The sequence below is a fragment of the Pseudomonas sp. BYT-1 genome (assembly GCF_023611805.1).
Lineage (GTDB): Bacteria > Pseudomonadota > Gammaproteobacteria > Pseudomonadales > Pseudomonadaceae > Aquipseudomonas > Aquipseudomonas guariconensis.
Genome location: NZ_CP072560.1, coordinates 237,585 through 259,938, shown reverse-complemented (window position 1 = coordinate 259,938; position 22,354 = coordinate 237,585). Strand labels below are relative to the sequence as shown.

General features: G+C 55.5%; 27 protein-coding genes and 1 pseudogene. 23 read left to right on the top strand and 5 right to left on the bottom strand.

Annotated features, from left to right (window positions below; genetic code table 11):
* Window positions 1-6 precede the first annotated feature (6 nt).
* A complete protein-coding gene (locus J5X93_RS27570; protein ID WP_233097289.1) occupies window positions 7-1,611 on the bottom strand; it encodes a site-specific integrase in 1,605 nt (534 codons plus the stop codon).
* Window positions 1,604-2,800, bottom strand: coding sequence for a tyrosine-type recombinase/integrase (locus J5X93_RS27565; RefSeq protein WP_100412847.1), 1,197 nt, complete (start codon window positions 2,798-2,800; stop codon window positions 1,604-1,606). Before J5X93_RS27565 ends, J5X93_RS27570 begins: the two co-directional genes overlap by 8 nt.
* A gap of 534 nt (window positions 2,801-3,334) precedes the next feature.
* Between J5X93_RS27565 and J5X93_RS27560 the strand changes: the two genes are divergently transcribed.
* From J5X93_RS27560 to J5X93_RS27490, 15 genes are all read left to right on the top strand, one after another.
* Complete coding sequence (locus J5X93_RS27560; protein ID WP_023662064.1) at window positions 3,335-3,493, top strand: hypothetical protein; 159 nt, start codon at window positions 3,335-3,337, stop codon at window positions 3,491-3,493.
* A 102-nt stretch (window positions 3,494-3,595) separates the two neighbouring features.
* Window positions 3,596-3,919: a hypothetical protein gene (locus J5X93_RS27555; RefSeq protein ID WP_031324888.1), complete on the top strand. Its 324-nt coding sequence runs from the start codon at window positions 3,596-3,598 to the stop codon at window positions 3,917-3,919.
* Between the two features lie 150 nt (window positions 3,920-4,069).
* A complete protein-coding gene (locus J5X93_RS27550) occupies window positions 4,070-4,339 on the top strand; it encodes a hypothetical protein (RefSeq protein WP_039614974.1) in 270 nt (89 codons plus the stop codon).
* Entirely contained in the window at window positions 4,336-4,494 is a 159-nt protein-coding gene (locus tag J5X93_RS27545; protein ID WP_164842895.1) for a hypothetical protein, read from the top strand. The genes J5X93_RS27550 and J5X93_RS27545 overlap by 4 nt, the downstream gene beginning before the upstream one ends.
* Before the next feature lie 223 nt (window positions 4,495-4,717).
* Window positions 4,718-5,194: a hypothetical protein gene (locus J5X93_RS27540; protein WP_023662067.1), complete on the top strand. Its 477-nt coding sequence runs from the start codon at window positions 4,718-4,720 to the stop codon at window positions 5,192-5,194.
* A gap of 317 nt (window positions 5,195-5,511) precedes the next feature.
* Window positions 5,512-5,760 (top strand): hypothetical protein, encoded by a 249-nt coding sequence (locus J5X93_RS27535; RefSeq protein WP_023662068.1) that lies wholly within the window; start codon window positions 5,512-5,514, stop codon window positions 5,758-5,760.
* Window positions 5,761-5,908: 148 nt separating this feature from the next.
* Complete coding sequence (locus tag J5X93_RS27530) at window positions 5,909-6,151, top strand: hypothetical protein (RefSeq protein WP_023662069.1); 243 nt, start codon at window positions 5,909-5,911, stop codon at window positions 6,149-6,151.
* A 751-nt stretch (window positions 6,152-6,902) separates the two neighbouring features.
* Window positions 6,903-7,163 (top strand): hypothetical protein, encoded by a 261-nt coding sequence (locus J5X93_RS27525; protein WP_250035244.1) that lies wholly within the window; start codon window positions 6,903-6,905, stop codon window positions 7,161-7,163.
* A complete protein-coding gene (gene lepB, locus J5X93_RS27520; RefSeq protein ID WP_023662072.1) occupies window positions 7,160-8,101 on the top strand; it encodes a signal peptidase I in 942 nt (313 codons plus the stop codon). Before J5X93_RS27525 ends, lepB begins: the two co-directional genes overlap by 4 nt.
* Window positions 8,102-8,216: 115 nt before the next feature.
* Window positions 8,217-8,747 (top strand): hypothetical protein, encoded by a 531-nt coding sequence (locus J5X93_RS27515; RefSeq protein WP_250035256.1) that lies wholly within the window; start codon window positions 8,217-8,219, stop codon window positions 8,745-8,747.
* 140 nt (window positions 8,748-8,887) lie between these two features.
* Complete coding sequence (locus tag J5X93_RS27510) at window positions 8,888-9,133, top strand: hypothetical protein (RefSeq protein WP_023662074.1); 246 nt, start codon at window positions 8,888-8,890, stop codon at window positions 9,131-9,133.
* Window positions 9,134-9,754, top strand: coding sequence for a hypothetical protein (locus J5X93_RS27505; RefSeq protein WP_023662075.1), 621 nt, complete (start codon window positions 9,134-9,136; stop codon window positions 9,752-9,754).
* A 105-nt stretch (window positions 9,755-9,859) separates the two neighbouring features.
* Window positions 9,860-10,492: a hypothetical protein gene (locus J5X93_RS27500; protein WP_023662076.1), complete on the top strand. Its 633-nt coding sequence runs from the start codon at window positions 9,860-9,862 to the stop codon at window positions 10,490-10,492.
* 125 nt (window positions 10,493-10,617) lie between these two features.
* Complete coding sequence (locus J5X93_RS27495) at window positions 10,618-11,217, top strand: hypothetical protein (protein ID WP_023662077.1); 600 nt, start codon at window positions 10,618-10,620, stop codon at window positions 11,215-11,217.
* Between the two features lie 11 nt (window positions 11,218-11,228).
* Window positions 11,229-11,633 carry a hypothetical protein gene (locus J5X93_RS27490; protein ID WP_023662078.1) on the top strand — a complete coding sequence of 135 codons (405 nt, stop codon included), beginning with the start codon at window positions 11,229-11,231 and terminating at the stop codon, window positions 11,631-11,633.
* 147 nt (window positions 11,634-11,780) lie between these two features.
* On the opposite strand, the gene J5X93_RS27485 is transcribed toward J5X93_RS27490, so the two are convergent.
* Entirely contained in the window at window positions 11,781-12,263 is a 483-nt protein-coding gene (locus J5X93_RS27485; protein WP_023662079.1) for a hypothetical protein, read from the bottom strand.
* 392 nt (window positions 12,264-12,655) lie between these two features.
* Here J5X93_RS27485 and J5X93_RS27480 point away from each other — a divergent pair, with 392 nt between their 5' ends.
* Together J5X93_RS27480 and J5X93_RS28410 are read left to right on the top strand one after the other, a co-directional pair.
* A complete protein-coding gene (locus tag J5X93_RS27480) occupies window positions 12,656-13,450 on the top strand; it encodes a hypothetical protein (protein ID WP_039614972.1) in 795 nt (264 codons plus the stop codon).
* Between the two features lie 6 nt (window positions 13,451-13,456).
* On the top strand, window positions 13,457-14,095 hold the full coding sequence (locus J5X93_RS28410) for a helix-turn-helix domain-containing protein (protein WP_023662081.1): 639 nt from the start codon (window positions 13,457-13,459) through the stop codon (window positions 14,093-14,095).
* Window positions 14,096-14,262: 167 nt separating this feature from the next.
* On the opposite strand, the gene J5X93_RS27475 is transcribed toward J5X93_RS28410, so the two are convergent.
* Complete coding sequence (locus J5X93_RS27475) at window positions 14,263-15,192, bottom strand: recombinase family protein (protein ID WP_003150544.1); 930 nt, start codon at window positions 15,190-15,192, stop codon at window positions 14,263-14,265.
* Between the two features lie 300 nt (window positions 15,193-15,492).
* Window positions 15,493-16,506, bottom strand: a complete 1,014-nt coding sequence (gene intI1, locus J5X93_RS27470) for a class 1 integron integrase IntI1 (protein WP_000845048.1) — start codon at window positions 16,504-16,506, stop codon at window positions 15,493-15,495.
* A 101-nt stretch (window positions 16,507-16,607) separates the two neighbouring features.
* Between intI1 and sul1 the strand changes: the two genes are divergently transcribed.
* From sul1 to J5X93_RS27430, 6 genes and pseudogenes are all read left to right on the top strand, one after another.
* A complete protein-coding gene (sul1, locus tag J5X93_RS27465) occupies window positions 16,608-17,459 on the top strand; it encodes a sulfonamide-resistant dihydropteroate synthase Sul1 (RefSeq protein WP_000946487.1) in 852 nt (283 codons plus the stop codon).
* Window positions 17,460-17,586: 127 nt separating this feature from the next.
* A complete protein-coding gene (locus tag J5X93_RS27460; RefSeq protein WP_000376623.1) occupies window positions 17,587-18,087 on the top strand; it encodes a GNAT family N-acetyltransferase in 501 nt (166 codons plus the stop codon).
* A 506-nt stretch (window positions 18,088-18,593) separates the two neighbouring features.
* The gene (locus J5X93_RS27450; protein ID WP_001389365.1) at window positions 18,594-19,358 is read left to right on the top strand and encodes an IS6-like element IS6100 family transposase; all 765 of its coding nucleotides are present in this window, start codon (window positions 18,594-18,596) and stop codon (window positions 19,356-19,358) included.
* Window positions 19,359-19,729: 371 nt separating this feature from the next.
* A complete protein-coding gene (locus tag J5X93_RS27440) occupies window positions 19,730-20,704 on the top strand; it encodes a hypothetical protein (protein WP_017735522.1) in 975 nt (324 codons plus the stop codon).
* A 548-nt stretch (window positions 20,705-21,252) separates the two neighbouring features.
* Window positions 21,253-21,618, top strand: a complete 366-nt coding sequence (locus tag J5X93_RS27435; RefSeq protein WP_017735521.1) for a hypothetical protein — start codon at window positions 21,253-21,255, stop codon at window positions 21,616-21,618.
* Between the two features lie 207 nt (window positions 21,619-21,825).
* A pseudogene (locus tag J5X93_RS27430) lies at window positions 21,826-22,338 on the top strand (IS5-like element ISPpu21 family transposase); the annotation flags it as partial.
* Between the last annotated feature and the right edge of the window lie 16 nt (window positions 22,339-22,354).

Below are 22,354 nucleotides of genomic sequence, written 5' to 3'. Positions count from 1 at the left end.
ATACGCTCAATTGTCTAGCTCCTTCACGGCAATTAGAATTGACTTGGCGCCGTGTATTGCAGCTTCGACTTGTTGAGCCATGGCGCCACTAGAAGAGCTTCCCAACATTTGTTGAAATCTAGTGATGTCAGCTAGAGCGGCTTCATGGTCTGCGTGACGGCTGGGCCTGAATTTGGAACATGCATAGCATGTAACAGTAGGGTGAAAAGGGCATGGTTTTTTCGAGCTGCATAATCCCAAGCTGCTTATAGGTGATAATGCAGATCTGTCAGCAGTATCCTCCATGAACCTTCCGCACCACATCTCAACTGCCGCATTGATTTCCGGGCTAGCCATGTGAGTGGTGTTAATGAATTCTTGAAGTTCAAGGTTGTAGCGAAAATAATGCTTTATGGAATTTAGATTTATATGATCGAGAGCTTCTGCTACCTCGTCAGGAGACGCCCCAGAAAGGACCATGGAGGTTCCTTTGGTTCTGCGAAGCCGGTACGCAGAAATACGCATAAAAGGCGCGGCTTCTCTAGGGGACTTGTGAGGATCAAGCAACTGAAGCTCCCAAGTAAGCGAGGTTAGCTCATAGCTCAAGCGTCGATTATCTTGATGTAATGTGAAGGGGGTCAGTCTTGGATTGGTTAGAAATCGCACGAGACGGGGTTCAGTTCTGAATGGTGCTGGAAACAATGGTATGGGCAGTTGAGGGACGCTGATACCATGCGTTACGCATAGCTTTTCAATTAACCCCGATGCAGCTTTGCATTGGTGCTCAGCTAAGGCGCACTGTTGCTGAACAGCTTCCGCTGTATCGTTGGAAATGTAGCGTTTCTTCAAATTACTGGGGTGTCTCCTAAGCCTTGAACGTCGAATTCCTTTCACGCTTGGCACCATGACGAAAGGGCCGTTCTCGTCAATACCAAAATCTTTGACCTGCATGAGCGCTAGCTGAATTGGGCGTATTCCCCAATCCCGACAAAGGAGAAACATCGTGCGTTGTACATGCGATACATGCTTACTTGTGAAAATACGCATTTCAATGTGCGTTAACTGTACCCGAGTAAAAGGTCCGAAGTCATCGTCTCGCATCGTGACCAAGTGCTTGTTATCAAATGCCTTTACAGTTAACTGAGAAAGCTCAAGGCTATCATGCTCATTGAATCCTGAAACATCCTCGTCCAGGCACCATCGATAGAACACTCGGAGGGCAACTAAGTCGTCGTTGCGGCCGGATGTTTTTAGGCGGATGCATTCGCGTACAGCAAAGGATGATAGCCGATCTCCAATAGTCTCTGCATCGTCACCCGGAAACTCATGAGCGGCTAAGATTCGCTGCACGAGGATCAGCGGTCTAAGGTCAATGTGGGTTTGAATTCGATCTATAAACCATCCTCTGAGAAGCCACTCCACTAACAAATTCTCGTGAAGTTGGTGGCCCCAGGAAATATTCATCGGGGCACACCCGATGATTTCGATGGTCATCTTTTCGAGCCATCCAGTATTGTTGCGAATCGTTATGGTCTGGCCGAAAGTAGATTGCACCCGAAAAGGGAAATCGTCAGTCTCGATGCCGAATCTACGTTCGACCTCTGTGGTCAAATCAGTCGGAGAATTAGTCATCAGTTTTCTCTCGTGGAAGTGTTCTGTCAGATGTCCTTAGTATTTCTCCGAGACGATCAGATATGGCTTGTCGAGAGTACTTCTGAATGCTGTCGCTGTTCGGGCTCCAGCCTCCCAGATACGCAAGAGCATCTCTGATGTTGAGGCTGGGTGCATCGCTTTTTTCAAGCTTTTTGCGGGCGTCGTTTGCACCTGTTGTTCTCAAACCATGCGGGTGAAGGCGGGTTGAGAAATTGGATAGGCCAAGGCTACTAGCGACGGTTCTGAGAATCGTGTTCACTGTTCGTGCTGACATTCGTCTGCCGTCACGGGAGCTGACAAATAGTGCGGTACAAGGCTGTTTCGGCTTGAGCAGCCTCGGTCGATGGTCGCAAAGATACTCATTCAGCATCGCGGCCAGCGATACAGATATCGGAACTATACGTCCGCGTGTCTTTAGGCTCGCCCCGTCTCTTCGTCGCTCCCTATTGATATCGTTCGGCTGCTTAATACGAATGGTTGCAGAGGGGCCTAGATCAAGATCGTTCAACTCAATCAGTACAACTTCGCCACGTCTGGCAAGTGTTTCCAGCATGACCAAAAAAAGGCAATAGTTACGGACCTGGATTTTTACGCTCTTGAAGGGATTTTTCGAGCTGCTCGGGTATAAAACTTTTTTGAGTAGAGCTTCTTCGTCTGCATCGAGTGGAGTGGAAGGTCGGGAGGGTTCAGACTGTTGCGCGATCTTAATGACTTTTTTACTAAGGTTTCGGAGGTTTTTATTTTTGTTTTTTTCAGCTTGGCTCTGCTCCTGCAGACCCAACCGATTGAGCTCGATGTAATGATCAAACGAAAAATCTATGAATGATTTGATGGATTCGAGCCGTCGCGTGCAGGTCGACTGACTCGCTTCCGCACCGCGCCTGGTTGAGCATAGGCGCTCAGCCAGCATTGTCAGCTCCGTTGAGCTGAAAACGGCCAAGCGTTCAAGCTTTCGCTCCAGGGGAGAGTCTCGGCTGAGGGCCCACTCGTACGCGACAGCAACGTCACGAAGGTAGCTCTCAACGGTGTTGAGGCGCGATTTGTGAAGCAAATCCTCGGCCCAGAGGTTTGCTAAGATCACCGGAACCCCCTCCACCAGCAGATACGGCCTGAGGCCGCTGGAAGCAGTCCGGATCATTCGGATTTCGCAGCAAGGCACGTCGGGCATCGGAAGCTCCACGTCTGCAACGTTTCCAAACATATACCATAACCGCGGATACGCCAAAGCCCGGAGTACCGAGCCGTTCCTGGTGCACCCAGAGGATCCAAAGCTCAGCAGGCTTTTCAACACGGCCGAGCACGAGAGGCTGAAAGGAATTCCAGCTGGATTAACCGATGGTGTTTCTGAAACTACTGGGCATGAGATCTGTGGTCAAAGCGTAAGCTATCCAAAGTTTGTCTCTGTAGGTGAAGAAATCGGCAGGGCTGTCATGGCCTCACGCAATAACGTAGTCAACTTTCCCATTCGATCTGCTCACGCCTGCAAGGATGAGTCCGTCGGTGCGGATGTCGACAAAATCCAAACTGGATCATTGGCTTTGCTGATCTGATTGGTAGATTTTCCGCTTCTAACGCAACACAAACCCGGCTCGCTTATGCGAATCGGGTTTTTCTTTGCCTGATGAAATTTTTTCAGGCGCTTGATGGAGGTCACTTAATTTGCTATACAGAAGTCACTAGTTTTCCCATGAGGGGCAAGCACATGAAAACAACCACTTTCACTTCTGAATTTCTGAGTGCGGCTAAGCAAGCACCTCGCATATACTTTGCGCCTGTGATTGGTGCCTATAAGGCCATCAAGGCTGAAATGGCTAAGGCTGGCGGCGGCGACCGCTCAACCAAGACCACCCCCAAGCACTGACCTTCCCAAAGAACCCGCCGATCGAGCGGGTTTTTTGTGCCTGTGGTTTACTGGTTTCTGTGAAGCATCCCCTTGGAGCAAGTTAACTTTCAGGGGGCCATCATGCTTCTCGCAATCAACGATCCAGCTGTGCAATCCGCTTTGATAAATGCTTTCGCTGCTGTAACCAGCACTGTCCTGGCAGCGGCGTCAGCTGCACTGATCGGAAAGAAATTTTCAGACCGGAAAAAGCTGGAGCAGTCGCTGGAGCTGTGCCAAAAGGACGTCGAGTTTCTGCTCCAGGTAGAAGCCGAGCATGTCGAGCTCCACAAGGAGCGGGGCGACAAATCCAACAAGCTGAAGGTCCGTGAGCGAGTAAGGGATCTCGGCTATTCGTTCTCTGGGAAATTCACGCCCGGCCGGCTGCGGCAGGCACGGCAGAGCTAAGCGAATTGTTCCACCAAGCCAGGCACTGCCTGGCTTTTTTGCGTCCTGCAGATTACAGGCCCGCGTTACGCATCTCTAGGGGCTAGGTCTACCGCAAGAAGGCCTATGGGATTTCTCAACGACCGCCCCAGGTCCTTTCAGGAGTAACAGATGTCAAAAACGCACAAAAAACCTTGGTGGAACCCGATCGCACACTTCGCAGCCCATGGCTTCGTTGGTACTGTCATCTTTTTCATCATCATGGTGCCAGCAGTTCTGCTCAACCATTTAGTCCACTACCTTGCTGATTTCGGTATTAGCAAGTTCACGCTGGATATACTGACGCTACTCGAACAAGCCTTGGTTTTGGCTGATGCGAGTCTCTTCTTTATATTTATCTGCATTGGCGCATATCGTGCCGTCAGGGAGTTTGCTGAATGAATTCGACATTTGGGTCTGAGTTTGCTAACGCTGCAAGGCAAGCACCGCGCATCTTTTTCGCGCCCTTGATGGGAGCTGTTGCTGCCATTAAAGGTGAGTTCAGACGCGTAAAATACGGTGCAAACCAAAACAGCAAGCCGCTGCAATCCAAATAAACGCTCAGCAGAGCCACCTATAAAGAAACGCTAAATCCGACCCACCATCCTTGATGGTGGGTCTTTTTTTGGGTTCGATTTCCGGGACCCGGCGTGGGCCTCCTGAACCCTGTCACCTACTCCTAGGGAAACGTGTAGATTTACATTGATCTCTATCGCCGTATGCGTACGCGTTATGTATTATTGATGGCGCCCATTTTTGGAACCGATAGGAGCGTTCAAATTGGCCAACTCCCACGAATTCGAGGTCGGCGCCGGCTACGAGGTAGCCAACCCGCCCATGCTTGCTGTCGGCGACGATGAAACCCACCGACTCTCCCGCTTTTTTACCGTGCTCACTACCGATGAGCACGGGGTGACAGTTTATGACGGTTGGTATGGTGACGGCCTTGCGAGCTTGCATCTCTCACATGAGGTCCTTGCTCAGCTGGATGTGACCAGGCTGCCGCCCCGTGGTGAAGCGGTGGCCGCAGAGCTGGCCAACGCTATTGCCACTTCTGCTGCCGCTGCCATCGAGAGACGAAACCAGGTGAAGGAGCATGGCGACTCTGTACAGAGCGAGCACGCTTCCCAACGTTTCTTCGTACAGTTTTTCTCTGGCCAGGTCAGGGGGCTCGCGTCGAAAGGACTGATCAACCCAGATCTCGCAGTTCAGATGATCAGCCTTTCGACCGGTTTGGAGTTTGCCGCTGGTGCGTAATCCAAGGCGTCTCCGCTCCTGGCGTACTGCTCTTGCCGCCTTTGCCACGGTAAGCGCTGCTGCTGGCCTGATCATGTTCAAGCCGGTGGCCCAGCCTCACTTCGGGGCAGCAGTCTCCAAGCCGTTAGGGCGTTACTGCTTGATCAAACCAGGTGAGCGCCATACCCATTGTGAGGGGCAAGATGCTAGCCCCAGGGATCCAGTGCTCGCAGCCATTAAGACCATGCGTGAACAAGGGAATCGGCAACCTTGACGCCGTTTCTCGCTGACTCACTCGCTCTACCTGTTCTGTATTAAATCCAACCTGAGGAAACGCAATGACTATCACTCCTGACATGCTTGCTCGTATCGCTGTCGTGGTGCTGGCTGTGATCATTTCGATCGCGATCAAGCGCCGCAAAGCCCTTTTCACCGTGAAAAATGCCTCCGGGCCTGAGCAGATCCAGGCAATGCAAGGCTTTACCGATCGCTCGCTGCGCGACGTAAAAATTCTGATCTGGCTGTGCTCGGCGCTTTGCGCGGCTGCATTGGCGGTGTGTATCTACTCGATTTTCTACCCGCTGTGAGGCTCTCCCGGCCGTAGATCAAGGCCTCTGTCCATCCCTGTGGACAGAGGCCTTTTTTGTGGCGCTATCATGACATCGCATGGCTGGCAGGCGTGCAAATCTTCTAGTATTATGCGTACGTGTTATCAATCATTCTGAGGAGCTTGTAATGCCGAAAATTCAATTCTGGGCCATGCGGACTTTGAACATTGTTGGTCAGTTGCCGGCGGCTTTGGCCCTGGCAGCCTTCGTATTCGTGTGGGCGAAGATTGGTCACATCAGTCCCACACCCGCGTTTATGCTGATCGCGATTCTGGTCATGGTTGTGCTCTTCGTGCAGCTGCTGAAAGTGGCCGATCGTAAAAAGGCCAAGGCCAGTGCGCAGGGCCGTGTTGGTACCGGGCTGCGCTGAGCTGCATCATGCCTGCCGGCCTAACGCAAGTGTCGCGGTGTCGTCCGCATGTGCGGAGCCGAATAGATACCGGCTTCTACAGCGAAATTCCAATGCATCGCGGCCTGGTTGAGCGCATGGAGCTCGCAGGTGACTACTCCGTAGAGCTGAGCCTTTCAGGGGATGTGTTTGATGGCTTTGCGGTATGTGAAGGGCGACTGGTTACAGCCTGGCTTCGGTTACAGTCAGAGGCTGTGCCAGTCGCTGTCCTGGACGCGGTTCTGTTGTCCAGCGGCGATGGAAAGCGATATTCCTTGGCTGATGCTTGCGACCTGGTAAGTGAGGCTCTCCAGAAGGCTGTGCAGGAGCTGGTCTGGACCTGCCGGAATGACTTCTCTGCTGTGCTCGAAGCTGGCAGCGTACTTTTCATTAGAAGACTTGAAGTGAGGGATGAATTCAGGTCATCACAACTAAGCCAAAATATAGTAGACGCTGCCTGCGTCTGGCTGACGTCGAAGTGTCGACTCGCGCTTCTTACCCTTAAGCCGTTTCCTCTTCAATACGAGAATATAGAGCCTGTGCTGGGTAGTCGCCATTACGAAGCGTATTGCCGGGGCTTACGAGAAGATTTGGAAAAGCTTTCTCTATATTACAGCTATCACTTCGGGTGCTTAGCTGCGTCACTTGAATCCACATTGTTGATCAAGCCGTTGAACGGACACCGATGCGCGCTAAGCCGGGCAGGGTGGTCGTTTATTGCCGCGGAGTAACTATGCTAGCGACACAGAGCCGGTCTAAAGGCGTGAAGTATAATGTACAGCTGCTTTTGAATGGTTGGGTATTTGCAGCGCTCCTCTGGGCTCTTGGATCTTTGGTTGAATTCCTTTTGGAAGAGCTAGAAGTTTCCATTCCCCATAGTTACGGCCTGTGGGTCAAGGCTTCTGGCTGGGGTTTGGGTGGTATATTCTTTCTGCTGTTCGTTGTCCGTATCGCTATCTATGGCTACAACAGAAAATCAGGTAAGTATCTATGAGCCTGTTTTGGGTTGGGCTTGGTTTAACTGCGGCTGCTCCAGTGCTTTGCAGCAAGAGGTACCGGTTACACGGGCCTGCCTGGATGTACTCTTTAGGGTGTGGGGCCGCTGTCCTTGGTCCATACATCTTGCTGTGCACCTTTCTGGATGTTGCTACCTTGCTCGCCGCTGCTGCGATCATCGGAGTGCCTTTCTGGGGCTATGAACGGTATCGAGCAGCTAAGGGTCAGCAGCACTATACGCAAGGCATTATGGGCTACATGGTGGAGCTGACCCCGGTTGCCGTGTTCCTGCTCTTATTCCGATCCTTCGTAGCAGAACCCTATCTTGTTCCGTCCTCCTCAATGCGTCCTACTCTAGAAGTAGGCAGCGTGGTTGTCGTAGACAAGTTCAGTTATGGTGTGAGGTTGCCTTTCGTTTCAAAACCGATCTCGCATGGGGGGGCGCCGAAGTTTGGTGATGTTCTGGTATTCCGTTTTCCTCTTGACCCGGCTAAGCCTTACATTAAGCGAGTGGTCGGCGTCCCGGGCGACAATATCACTTATCAAAGTGGTGAGTTGTCTATCAATGGTGCCCCGGCGGTGCGCGAAATGGAAATGCCATATGATTACGAAGATGAAGCCAGCGGAAAGCTTAAGCACGCCACCTATACGTTGGAGCGAATTCAAGGCTTGCAAATTGATACTCTGCAGGACAATGGCAGCAGTGATTTTGGTGTGAATACAGACTTCCCTGCCATCCCAGGCTGCGTGAGGAATGTTTCAGGGATTTCATGTGTTGTACCAAAAGGCTCTTATTTTGTGCTGGGTGACAATCGCTCCAATAGCCTGGATAGTCGCTATTGGGGGTTCGTAACAGACAAGGAAATTATAGGTCGGGCCATTTTCGATATAAATATCGATAACGGCAGTTTCCAGTTCAGCCGGCTCTCACGATGAGTGGCCACCAAAAGGATGCCGCCATGGAGTGCCGATCCAATACAAGTCCGTGTTTCTCATACCTCCTCTGTAAGGCAACGCAAGGCCTTGCACCCATCATTCAGGAGAGAAACGCATGAACTTTCATGAAACAGCCATCAAGTACGCTCAACTAGCAGCTGCACCGGTCGATTCCCTCGGCAACCTGGTACAGCAGGTGGGCTCGTATCCTGTTGGAACAGTACGCGATGCCGAACTCGCAGAGCTTGAGCAAGCGTATCGATCGACAGTCATCGCCCAGTTGGTCAGCTCCAGCGAGCTGAAGGCCACTGCTCACGTTGTGTTGTCCCAGGACGATGATGAGTCTGGCGCGGATGCCGAGGTGATCGGTATCTGTTTCGACTCCGCTTCGGCTGAAAGTCTTGCCGACGAAGCTGCAGCTGAAATGGCTGCACGCATCAACAAACTGCTGGCCAATGACATGGGGGCGGATTTCGAACCTGTCGCAGTAACGCAGACTGCCCAGGAGCGCATCGTCCACAATTCCAATGTCGGAATCTTGGGTGCGATTCGCGTCAAGACCGCATCGGTAAGCGTCGAAATGAACGGATTCGGACTGCATAACGTTACCTCGCCAATCATCCCGCTTGGGGTGCCCGGCTTGTAAACCTGCTACACGCCCGGGCCAAGTGCCCGGGTTTTTTTGCCTGCTGATTATTAGCCTCTGTCTTTCCAAACACGACATTGTGCTGATCTATAGTCATCCAGTATTATCAGTACACGTTACGTATCGATAAGGCGCTTGTCATGGATACCCGTCCTTCACACTCTCTGATCACCCGCGTCGTTGTTGCTCTCTGCGTTGTCGTCATGGGCTTGCTGGCCACCATGGCTGTTGGCGCTGGCCTGGTGAAGATTTCCCCGGTCCTCATTTTCAAGGGGGTTTTTCTCTGCCTTGTCGGCGGAGCCCTCTACCTCATGATCCGCGCCTGCGTCGCAGCTCACATGGAGCAGGACGAGCAGGGTGCGGCAGAAGTTGATGGAAGCAAATAGATGTTCGACATTCATGCCGGGGACGGCAATCCCGAGGTGCCAGCCGACCTGAGCTCTCGAAATCTCTTTTTTGAATCTGCAGACACCGGATTGAGCAGTGTCGCCTGGGCCCAGCTGATGGACCGGTTCCGCGAGGAGCAGGGCTGGGCGGATACTCGGCTTAGCAAGGAGATTGGCATCAGCATCTCCATGATCCGCCAATGCCGAGTGAACATGCGCCCGTTGCCGCCCCCGGCGCGCATACGCACGCTCGGTGCGATGGGGGTAGAGGTGACCCTGTCGACTCTGCTCGCTGCATTGCCTGAACCAATTCGAGAGGCGGTTGAGGCGGCCAATCAGCAGTCGCAGGTGGTCCGTGAGACTTTGCTCTACGGATTCTTCGATCGTCTGGATGCTGGCGGATCACCAGATTTGGTCAGCGCCTTCTTTGATGGTCTGGCAGAGATCTCAGGCCTCAGTGAAACTGAGCAAGCGTCCCGGATAGGCCTATCCCTGGAGGATTTCACCTCTATCCGAAAAGGACGAAAACCCATCCCGTTTCGAGTCAAGATGGCTATCTCTGGCTCTTACACCGCCAACGAGTTAGGTCCCCTGATCCTATCGCTGCTGCCGGCCGCATAGGAATAGCGAAAAATGTGAGGACGATTGCGCCTTTAAAATATACATACGTGTTATGCTTCATTAAGATTCTGAATGCGTTTACTGGTGTGTATTCTGGAGGTGTCCATGGGGGCTCACATTACCGCTCCAACCAAGTGCCTTTGTGGGCACCTTGATCTGTTCAGCTTCACCTCGCCAGGGATGGGCGGGCGCAGGCAGGATCGCCTCTACGCCAGTAGCACGATCTGTGGGGAATGCAGCGCCCATATCCGCGAACTCGTTGCGCCGCAAGCCAAAGGCTTCTATCAGATGAGCTTGCCCCAGTTGGCGGGGCACCCTCGCTCTGTTTCTTGGGCTCAATCTCTTCGTCTAGCTCACATACGCACCCTTGGCCCTATCATGGCTCATCTCAAGTGCAGCACAGATCCTGTGGCCGTCGCTGCGCTGGCCGTCTTTGAGATGCTCTTCAAGATCACTGATGCGCAGTACTGGATTGCGGGGAGAGACCACGCGTTTGGCGCTGGTCACTGGGTGGTCTCGGAGATCGAGCACCTGATGCGCAAGCGTGACCTGGCCATGCACGAGAACTCTCGATCGGCCTACTGCTACTGGAAGAGAGTCAATCCCGCAGTGATCGATCAAGCGAAGCAGGATGCGGCTGTGCTGCTGTCTTCATTTGCTTTGGCGCCAGGCAAAACGACGACACCGCAACCAGCACAGGCAAAGCCCTCTGAGGCTGGCACTTCTGTGTTCCTTTGATCAGTGATTCAGGTGGATTTGTGCAAGTAGAGAATTCGAGTGCGCACCTCGACTCAGGTGCGCGTCCAGCGGGCAGCGCTACCCAGCTGGCAGGGGCCTCGCCACAGGATGCGACTGGGGGCTGCATGATGATCAGCGGGACCCTTCATTGTGAAGGATTCGGCTTCATGGCGAGTCAAGGCAGCATTCCCAGCTACAACGAGTCAATCCCTTGTCCTGCTTGTAACACGATCTTGTGGCTGGCCAACGCGAAGAACCAGGCCTCTGCCCCCATGGGAGCCGGCAGCGACATGCCAACCGAACAGATCTGGTTGGAGGCACTCCGGGTCGCTCACCGAGAGAACCCCGGCGGCGTGCACGCTGCTTTGGAGGCGGTCGGTGAGGTCCAGGTCAGAGTGCAGGCTCAAGAACAAACGGCGCTTGTTGTTCGTACCTACAACTCACCGAGCCAGTTCGGCGAGGCTGTGCTTGATGATGCGGCCGTCGACGCTATCGCACTCAACATGAAAGTGAAGATGGCCCGAAACCGGGCAAAAGGGCGGTCTGGCTGGAATGACGAGACCACATGCACTGCTGATTTCCTTTCAACGGAGCTGCGCGAGCACGTCGCAAAAGGAGATCCCCTTGATGTCGCTATCTACGCAATGATGCTGCATCTACGCGGGGAGACCATTTCTGCACCGGCCTGCAGCACTCACTTACCAACTGAAAATGACCCCGCTTGAGTAATCCTCCCATGATCAAACTGACAAAACTGGCCCTCCTCGCAATTATGGTCTTCGGCTCTAGTAGTGCCTCTGCTGTCGAGCTCGTGCTTTCTGCACATGCCGCTGAGATCTCCCAGGATCTGATCAAGGAGACGATTTCATCTCACCTGCCAAAGCAGGTTGTGAAGCTGGATGGCGGCTACAAGATCTACGCTTACCTGGAGACGGCCGACTATCAGCCGGGGGAGCGTCTTTTCAGCTACTCGGTTCAGCTTCACAAGCGTGTTGTAGAAGCCGGTACGGGGAAGGTGTATTGGGTCAGCACAGGCGGCGTCCGCGGGCACGGGGTAGCGGTTTCTGGGGATACGATTCTAGCCAACCTAGGCAATGATCTGGTTGCCGGCGCCGAGTCATTTAAGCTCGATCAGATGTAGTGCAATCGTCGAGGCGTGATTCTCAGCCTTTCGGCCAGTTGGGGCTACAGGATTCCAGAAGCGGCGCCGTCCGAACATAGCCAACGCCCCTGCCACAGCGAGGCCAGGGCGTTTTCTTTTATGCATTTCGGAACGCCGCAGCAATGATCAACTGTTAGCTTTGGCCTCTAAAGCGCGAAGTTTTTCATCAACTTTCTCATTAAGTTCGGAAACTTTAGCTTTGACCTCGGGCGTATAGGTTTGTTGTTGTGTTTCGTAAATTTTTATAGATATACGCCTTGCGTTATCTTCGCTTCCTGCAATCGATACGGCATTAGCAGGATTTTGAATCATTCGCGCTACTACCTCTAGCTCTTCATCTGACCAGTTCAATTCACTCCATTGCTTTTGCACTAGCTCTCTATTCAAGGTCTCATTGGCCCTAAAACTTTCCTCAATGACAGCCTTGGCTTCAAGAGGAGCAATGTGAGGGTAGCTAACAGCATAGACTTTATACAACTGCTCTGTTCCGCTCTGGATGCGTTTCTCGGCCGGAAATAGGCGGTCAATTTTATCTTCACGACTTTCCTTACACCCAGTCAGCGCAAAGGCTGCAATGAAAATACAAAAAAACGAAGTAACCGAACGCATGATACTCTCACCTCATGATTGAATATTGAAATCATCGGAATAGAATCCAGGGAGTCATTATGCCATTATCTCGTTTAAACAAACAATGATTGCTGGCAACGGTCTGGTTTAGAACCAACTGATTGTGCAATTGAATTATTTGCTGCAAAGCTGCAGCGTAGCGATCGAACTCTCCCCCCGCTTATGTGGGAAACCGCTCATCGACGGTGGCTCCGTTGAGGGGGCTCCGATTCAGTGCGGCTCAGGCCGGTTTGGCCTGCGCTGAATTATGCCTCCGTTCAGCCTCCCCAATATTTCAGTGTCACAACAAGGCGCCAAGAGATACTATCTACGTACGTGTACGCGTTCTGTATCCCTAACGCAAAGTGATGCTGTCTGCGCTGGAGCCTGAAATGACTGCTAAACGTCAATTGCTTTTGTCACTGTCAGGGGCAGTAGCGCTGCCCCTGGTCTCAGCTGACTCGTTCAGTTTCAATCTCGTGCCAGCCCCTCCCGCAAGCCAACTGCCAACGTACCTGGTTGCATCGGCGGCTGGCCTTGCCCTCCTTGGTGCCTGGTACTGGTTCAATCGGTCTCGAACCACGGCACAAGCGGCTGAGTTGCGGATCGAGCGCCAACTGCAGGCTCTTGAGAAGCTGGCGACCCAGGTCGGAAGGGCGGAGCAAGTACTCTCCTTGAAGTGTGAGTTCATGACGCACCAGATGCGGACCGAACTCAAAGACGCCCTGTACGCCATCACCACTGACACCATCCGCAACATGGGCGGGTTACGCCGCAAGGAGCCCATGTCAGACAAGCAGTTCAGCAAATTAATGGCCAAGTCTGACGAGTTCTTCAGCAGCCTGGAGAGAGCGCAGGCGAGCGAGGTCACACTCAACCTGGATGATGACGTGCCGCTGCTTATGCCGGAGCGGGGTAACCCACTTCCGAAGCCAGTTCCTCAACGGCGCCCTGCGGAGCCCATGATACTCCAGGCCCCTGCACCTTCGTCTCCCGCGAGTATCCCTATGCCGGTGAAGCCTAGGCCCAAGGGCGCCAACGCTGATGCTGGAGATTCTGATGGGGTTCCGGCGCTGGGGCTTAACTCAGCTCTGGTTCTGGGCGGTGGTTTGCTTTCCGGCAGTGGACTACTCCTCGACCGAGATGATGGTCCGGACCCAGATCAGTCCGATTTCGCGACGGACTGAAGTCCTATGGATATCCCAAGCCTGCAGCCTGCCACCTCCACCTCTACAACTAGGCGCATTTCGGACACTGAGATGCAGGGCATTACTCGTGACAATCGACCGTCCAAACCTTCGGACGCGGGCTGGCGTGTGCGGTTGATGAAGGCTGGAAAGTTTGTCGCCGATCGCCATTTTCGCGACTTGGCCTACCACGGTCGTTCCCGGGCAAAACACGCAGCGCAATGCTACCGCGACGACATGGCCAGGGAGCACGATATCCAACTCCCCCCGACCGTGCAGAGTGAGCTTGCACGCCAACGCCATTCGGCGGGCCTGACACAGAAAGCTATAGCCATGATGCTATCCGTCTCGCCCGGGCTGATATCGAAGTGGGAGAAGGGGGCCGAAATGCCAGCTGCAGCTCGATCACTCTATCGCGCTGCTGTTGAGGGCCAATTGCCCGCGTGTGAACCGACCCTCACCGGCGCAGATGTCAGGCGCATCAGAGTCGAGGTTCTAGGTTGGTCTCAGGCACAGCTAGCCAATGCCCTGGGCTGGGCCTATGCCGCTGTGGGCTATTGGGAGAGAGGGCAGCGGCCTGTACCAGGATGGGTCAAGGTGTACGTGAACGCAGTCAGCAAGGGGTGGGTCAGTGGAGAGCAGTGAGCGTTTAGATGGCAATGACCCTGTAGGGGACGCAGTTGCTCAGTGGAGGCAAGTCATGCCGTTGCATCACAGCCTGCCGATCGTATTTTCAGATGGCACTGAGCTTGCCCGCTTTGCAGTGGATTGTGGGGTTTGGGGAGCAATGGAACCAAAAACCAACGTAAGCCCTACCAACGCTTTTCGGTGTCTTCTTCCCAGGCGCCCATCTCGACAAAACAGTTGCGCATGTCGGCCTCCTGGCTGATCTCGGTCAGCAGGTCATGCACGCTCTTGTCCAGCTCATCGTCGCTCCGATACGGAATGGTCAACTCATAGTGGCCGGCATCCAGCCGCTTCATGCCATAGGGCTCCAGGCAGTAGCGCTCAATGTTCTCCGTGGCCCGCTTCCGGCCGCGCACGAACTTGCTGTTATTCACCACCGCGAGGCGCAGGGTGACGGTGGCCACCCGCTCGGCGGCGGGCGGCTCTGCCGGCGACGCGGCCGAAGGCTGCTGGTCGCGTGACCTGGCGCTCTTCTGGTACGCGCCGATCTCGACACCACGGTGGCGCAGGTAGCTGTACAGCGTGCTCTTGGAGATGTGCAGCTTCTCGCCGATCGCGCTGACGCTCAGGCGACCTTCGCGGTAGAGGGTTTCGGCCGCCATGGCGGTGGCCTCAGCCTTGGCTGGCAGGCCCTTGGGACGGCCACCGATCCGGCCACGCGCCCGTGCGGCCGACAGACCCGCCTGAGTCCGCTCGCGGATCAGCTCGCGCTCGAACTCCGCCAGCGAGGCGAACAGGTTGAACACCAGGCGGCCTTGGGCGTGGGTGGTGTCGATGGGGTCATTCAGGCTCTGTAAGCCGACCTTGCGCTCTGCCAGCTCGCCGACCAACTCGACCAGGTGCTTGAGGGAACGCCCAAGGCGATCCAGCTTCCAGATCACCACGGCATCACCCGGCCGCACGTTGGCCAGCAGTTTGTCCAACTCCGGCCGGGCGCTTTTCGCGCCGCTGGCGATGTCTTGGTAGATGCGTTCGCACCCGGCCTGTTTCAGGGCATCGACTTGTAGGTCGGCTTTCTGATCCCGAGTGCTCACTCGCGCATAACCGATCTTCATCAAAAGTACTGTTTACTCGACTACGTTAGTAATAGTTGAACTTTGATTAAGCGTACCAGTTATTTGAACCGTAGCGCGGGGAGCTTAACGAACCGAGCTGTCGTTTTCAGAAGACGGCTGCACTGAACGTCAGAAGCCGACTGCACTATAGCAGCGGAGGGGTTGGATCCATCAGGCAACGACGGGCTGCTGCCGGCCATCAGCGGACGCAGGGAGGACTTTCCGCAACCGGCCGTTCGATGCGGCACCGATGGCCTTCGCGCAGGGGTAGTGAATCCGCCAGGATTGACTTGCGCTGCCCTACCTCTCACTAGTGAGGGGCGGCAGCGCATCAAGCGGTGAGCGCACTCCGGCACCGCCAACTTTCAGCACATGCGTGTAAATCATCGTCGTAGAGACGTCGGAATGGCCGAGCAGATCCTGCACGGTTCGAATGTCGTAACCGCTGCGGAGCAAGGCCGTCGCGAACGAGTGGCGGAGGGTGTGCGGTGTGGCGGGCTTCGTGATGCCTGCTTGTTCTACGGCACGTTTGAAGGCGCGCTGAAAGGTCTGGTCATACATGTGATGGCGACGCACGACACCGCTCCGTGGATCGGTCGAATGCGTGTGCTGCGCAAAAACCCAGAACCACGGCCAGGAATGCCCGGCGCGCGGATACTTCCGCTCAAGGGCGTCGGGAAGCGCAACGCCGCTGCGGCCCTCGGCCTGGTCCTTCAGCCACCATGCCCGTGCACGCGACAGCTGCTCGCGCAGGCTGGGTGCCAAGCTCTCGGGTAACATCAAGGCCCGATCCTTGGAGCCCTTGCCCTCCCGCACGATGATCGTGCCGTGATCGAAATCCAGATCCTTGACCCGCAGTTGCAAACCCTCACTGATCCGCATGCCCGTTCCATACAGAAGCTGGGCGAACAAACGATGCTCGCCTTCCAGAAAACCGAGGATGCGAACCACTTCATCCGGGGTCAGCACCACCGGCAAGCGCCGCGACGGCCGAGGTCTTCCGATCTCCTGAAGCCAGGGCAGATCCGTGCACAGCACCTTGCCGTAGAAGAACAGCAAGGCCGCCAATGCCTGACGATGCGTGGAGACCGAAACCTTGCGCTCGTTCGCCAGCCAGGACAGAAATGCCTCGACTTCGCTGCTGCCCAAGGTTGCCGGGTGACGCACACCGTGGAAACGGATGAAGGCACGAACCCAGTGGACATAAGCCTGTTCGGTTCGTAAGCTGTAATGCAAGTAGCGTATGCGCTCACGCAACTGGTCCAGAACCTTGACCGAACGCAGCGGTGGTAACGGCGCAGTGGCGGTTTTCATGGCTTGTTATGACTGTTTTTTTGTACAGTCTATGCCTCGGGCATCCAAGCAGCAAGCGCGTTACGCCGTGGGTCGATGTTTGATGTTATGGAGCAGCAACGATGTTACGCAGCAGGGTGACGGTGTTCGGCATTCTGAATCTCACCGAGGACTCCTTCTTCGATGAGAGCCGGCGGCTAGACCCCGCCGGCGCTGTCACCGCGGCGATCGAAATGCTGCGAGTCGGATCAGACGTCGTGGATGTCGGACCGGCCGCCAGCCATCCGGACGCGAGGCCTGTATCGCCGGCCGATGAGATCAGACGTATTGCGCCGCTCTTAGACGCCCTGTCCGATCAGATGCACCGTGTTTCAATCGACAGCTTCCAACCGGAAACCCAGCGCTATGCGCTCAAGCGCGGCGTGGGCTACCTGAACGATATCCAAGGATTTCCTGACCCTGCGCTCTATCCCGATATTGCTGAGGCGGACTGCAGGCTGGTGGTTATGCACTCAGCGCAGCGGGATGGCATCGCCACCCGCACCGGTCACCTTCGACCCGAAGACGCGCTCGACGAGATTGTGCGGTTCTTCGAGGCGCGGGTTTCCGCCTTGCGACGGAGCGGGGTCGCTGCCGACCGGCTCATCCTCGATCCGGGGATGGGATTTTTCTTGAGCCCCGCACCGGAAACATCGCTGCACGTGCTGTCGAACCTTCAAAAGCTGAAGTCGGCGTTGGGGCTTCCGCTATTGGTCTCGGTGTCGCGGAAATCCTTCTTGGGCGCCACCGTTGGCCTTCCTGTAAAGGATCTGGGTCCAGCGAGCCTTGCGGCGGAACTTCACGCGATCGGCAATGGCGCTGACTACGTCCGCACCCACGCGCCTGGAGATCTGCGAAGCGCAATCACCTTCTCGGAAACCCTCGCGAAATTTCGCAGTCGCGACGCCAGAGACCGAGGGTTAGATCATGCCTAGCATTCACCTTCCGGCCGCCCGCTAGCGGACCCTGGTCAGGTTCCGCGAAGGTGGGCGCAGACATGCTGGGCTCGTCAGGATCAAACTGCACTATGAGGCGGCGGTTCATACCGCGCCAGGGGAGCGAATGGACAGCGAGGAGCCTCCGAACGTTCGGGTCGCCTGCTCGGGTGATATCGACGAGGTTGTGCGGCTGATGCACGACGCTGCGGCGTGGATGTCCGCCAAGGGAACGCCCGCCTGGGACGTCGCGCGGATCGACCGGACATTCGCGGAGACCTTCGTCCTGAGATCCGAGCTCCTAGTCGCGAGTTGCAGCGACGGCATCGTCGGCTGTTGCACCTTGTCGGCCGAGGATCCCGAGTTCTGGCCCGACGCCCTCAAGGGGGAGGCCGCATATCTGCACAAGCTCGCGGTGCGACGGACACATGCGGGCCGGGGTGTCAGCTCCGCGCTGATCGAGGCTTGCCGCCATGCCGCGCGAACGCAGGGGTGCGCCAAGCTGCGGCTCGACTGCCACCCGAACCTGCGTGGCCTATACGAGCGGCTCGGATTCACCCACGTCGACACTTTCAATCCCGGCTGGGATCCAACCTTCATCGCAGAACGCCTAGAACTCGAAATCTAACGTCCGTTCGGGCATCGAGGTCCATGTCGGGGTGGGACGGGCCCGTGGCTTCAAGATCACTTGCAGTCCGACCGCGATGTCTTGGTTGCGCGAGAGGTTGTCGATATCCTCCACTTCCATCATCAACCCTGGATAATGCCGCCGCCGTCATCGCCGCCGACGCCCGTGCCGGGCTTTTCGGGCCTGTCAGGCTTGCTCGGCCTTCAGCCTGCCTGGGCGAGATCTCCGGCGGACGGATTAACGGCGGAGCTTCGCCGCCTTTCGTGCGTGTGAAGGCCGAAGATAGTTCTCTCAAAAACATCCGTTTATGAGAGATACCAAATGTCATTTTCAGAAGACGACTGCACCAGTTGATTGGGCGTAATGGCTGTTGTGCAGCCAGCTCCTGACAGTTCAATATCAGAAGTGATCTGCACCAATCTCGACTATGCTCAATACTCGTGTGGGCTCTGTTGCAAAAATCGTGAAGCTTGAGCATGCTTGGCGGAGATTGGACGGACGGAACGATGACGGATTTCAAGTGGCGCCATTTCCAGGGTGATGTGATCCTGTGGGCGGTGCGCTGGTATTGTCGCTATCCGATCAGCTATCGCGACCTTGAGGAAATGCTGGCGGAACGCGGCATTTCGGTCGACCATACGACGATCTATCGCTGGGTCCAGTGCTACGCCCCGGAGATGGAGAAGCGGCTGCGCTGGTTCTGGCGGCGTGGCTTTGATCCGAGCTGGCGCCTGGATGAAACCTACGTCAAGGTGCGGGGCAAGTGGACCTACCTGTACCGGGCAGTCGACAAGCGGGGCGACACGATCGATTTCTACCTGTCGCCGACCCGCAGCGCCAAGGCAGCGAAGCGGTTCCTGGGCAAGGCCCTGCGAGGCCTGAAGCACTGGGAAAAGCCTGCCACGCTCAATACCGACAAAGCGCCGAGCTATGGTGCAGCGATCACCGAATTGAAGCGCGAAGGAAAGCTGGACCGGGAGACGGCCCACCGGCAGGTGAAGTATCTCAATAACGTGATCGAGGCCGATCACGGAAAGCTCAAGATACTGATCAAGCCGGTGCGCGGTTTCAAATCGATCCCCACGGCCTATGCCACGATCAAGGGATTCGAAGTCATGCGAGCCCTGCGCAAAGGACAGGCTCGCCCCTGGTGCCTGCAGCCCGGCATCAGGGGCGAGGTGCGCCTTGTGGAGAGAGCTTTTGGCATTGGGCCCTCGGCGCTGACGGAGGCCATGGGCATGCTCAACCACCATTTCGCAGCAGCCGCCTGATCGGCGCAGAGCGACAGCCTACCTCTGACTGCCGCCAATCTTTGCAACAGAGCCTCCGTCGCCATGCTCACCTCGCTTTGGTGCACACGAGTATTGAGCATAGTCGAGATTGGTGCAGATCACTTCTGATATTGAACTGTCAGGAGCTGGCTGCACAACAGCCATTACGCCCAATCAACTGGTGCAGTCGTCTTCTGAAAATGACACCAGTAGCTCGTCTGGAATAGGTGTACCAAAAACGACCGTTTACGGGACGGATGCGCTCGTCAATTTCAGGTGCTGAAAGCGACCGAAAACGAACCACAGGATATTTTTTCTTCCTCAACATTCCCTACAGCAGCTCAGCACCTGAGCTGATTGGAGGAATGACCATGAAGCAGAGTTTCCACCTACATTTTGATCGGGACTTGAGCAAGGCCGGTTCGGCGATCCTCAGGGAGGCAGTCCGGCGCGGCCTCCTCAGCCAACACGAGGCAATGATCCACGACCAGCAGTGGGCCCAGTTTAGTATTTACGCCAAGGAGTCTCATGAGGTGGACATCCTGGAGCTCGTCAATAAAAAACTGGTGCGGCAATACGGCGAAGAACTCTGTATCCAGGTGTACCACGGGAATCTCTCGCAGCAAGGCGCGGCGAACTTGCTTGAGACCGTGTATTCAGTAATGGCCCTTGCAACCGATGGTGGCTGGAAAGTCGCGACAGCTGACGTTGGCGACCGTATTGGCTTTCCTAACCATGCACGGATTACCGTCCCGCGCAGCCTTGATCAAGCGAGGTTCGAGGCAGCTGTAGAAGACGTTCAAACTCGCCTCTCTGAGCACCTGGCGGTGGTGATTATGTTAGTGCGGTATCTGGGCATTTCGCTGCGTGAAGCGTTTTTCTTCGATGCCCGAATAGCTCTGAATGACGCCAAAGCAGACGGATATCATTCGGTAAGTAACGGCAGCGAAGATCCATACGATCACCGCAAAATTAATATCTCAGGGGGCAAGCAGATCGCCGTTTTGGAAACGGCCTCGGCAGTTCAAGGTGTGCGGCACTGTCACCATCCAAGACAAGAAGCATGGCGGATATGGCGGCAAAACAGCCTACCTGCAGCTAAGGAGCTTTTGCTTGCTCATGGGTTAAATTTTGATGATTGCCGCTCAGCGTATGCCTGCGAGCTCTACGAACAATGGGCCGATCATAAAGCTCCGATTCTTGGGGGAAACGCTCCCCACGACGAGGATCTAGAGGCGCGGGATCACGTCGCCTACGAGCTCGGAAATTTACGTATCTGGGAAACTGATGCATACGTCGGTGCCCGAGCCACCCTACTGAAGGAAGCAGCCGGTACCAGCCGCTAAGGCACTACGCAGCAGATTTGGGATTAGATCAGACGCCCTTAAACTTGGCTTACCTCGAGTCAAAGGAGTCAGGGCGTGGATCGTTTTGAATTGTTGGTATATGCGGTACTTGCGGTCATCAGTGCGCTCACCATCACAGGTGCTGTTGGCTACATGGTCGCAGCGTATCTGGACAAGAAGCGTGGCGACGATTGAGTCTTCAGCGGTATGACCAGATACCTGTAACAAACTGTCCGCTGCCTTTTCATCGGCAGCGGGCGCCTACCCGAATCCACCTGCAAGGCATCACTACTGCGATACGCAATATTTGCCACCCAAGTCCATGAGATCAGCGATGACCTTGGCTGGGTAGTCAGTTGCCGCGTCAATGCGAAAATGACCGGAGCGCCGAAGCGCTTAGATCAACGGCATGCTCGCTTCTCGATGTGGCGAATTAGCTTGCCCGGTACGCCATAACCCGTGCGCCGACTCGCAGGCAACATCTGATCTTGGGTTTTCCTAAAACTACCGGAGAGTGTCTAGCGACCTCATCTATCCGGAGCACCACCATGGAATTTCGCCACCTCGGTAACGGGCAGTACTTCCCACCCATTGCACCAAACGGTCGGGTTTACGCCGTACCTCTTGGGCAGGAAACCCAGGTAGAAATTTTCTGCCTGACACCAGTAGGCATCATGGGCGCGGGCGTCCAATCGCACTGGTCAGAAATCGTTGGTTTTTACTACGACGACGAATCATGGGAGATCATCCCGCGCAATTACTCGGGACGAGGAATGCGCTTCCGCAGAGGCCTCTCCTGCATCATGGTGATCGCCGGCAGCGAGGCTCTCACGACCCACATCCAGGGCTACCCCATCCCCATCTGCGTAATGAACCGCATTGCATTCGAACAGCAGCGATGCAGTGAAGGGTAGCGCATCACCGCCGCCATCCGCTGCGCGACACAGGTACCAGCTAGACCGGCACCTACCAATGTTTATTTTATGAAAGTGAAGCCTCTCACTGCTAATACAGATCGCAGTTGGCCAGCAGCCTTGGACGTACGCATCACTGCTAAGGAAACTCTGAAAAAGACTTCCTGATTTGGCAAAATCCGCCGACTTCACCCGCAGAGCTTTCCGATGAAGCAGATGACCTTCGCCGACGCCGAGTACGCCGGCAAGCGCAAGCAGACCCGCAAGGAACTGTTCCTGATCGAAATGGAACAGGTGGTGCCGTGGCAGGGCCTGATCGCCCTGATCGAGCCGCACTACCCGAAGGGTGAAGGCGGTCGTCCCGCCTATCCGCTGATGGCGATGCTGCGCGTGCATCTGTTGCAGAACTGGTTCGGCTACAGCGACCCGGCGATGGAGGAAGCGCTGTACGAGACGACCATCCTGCGCCAGTTCGCCGGGCTGAGCCTGGAGCGTATCCCCGACGAAACCACCATCCTCAACTTCCGTCGCCTGCTGGAGCGCCACGAGCTGGCGGCCGGGATTCTGGCGGTGATCAATGGCTACCTGGGCGACCGTGGCCTGTCGCTGCGCCAGGGCACCATCGTCGACGCCACGCTGATCCATGCGCCGAGCTCGACCAAGAACAAGGACGGCAAGCGCGATCCCGAGATGCACCAGACCAAGAAGGGCAACCAGTACTGTGTGTCACGAACAC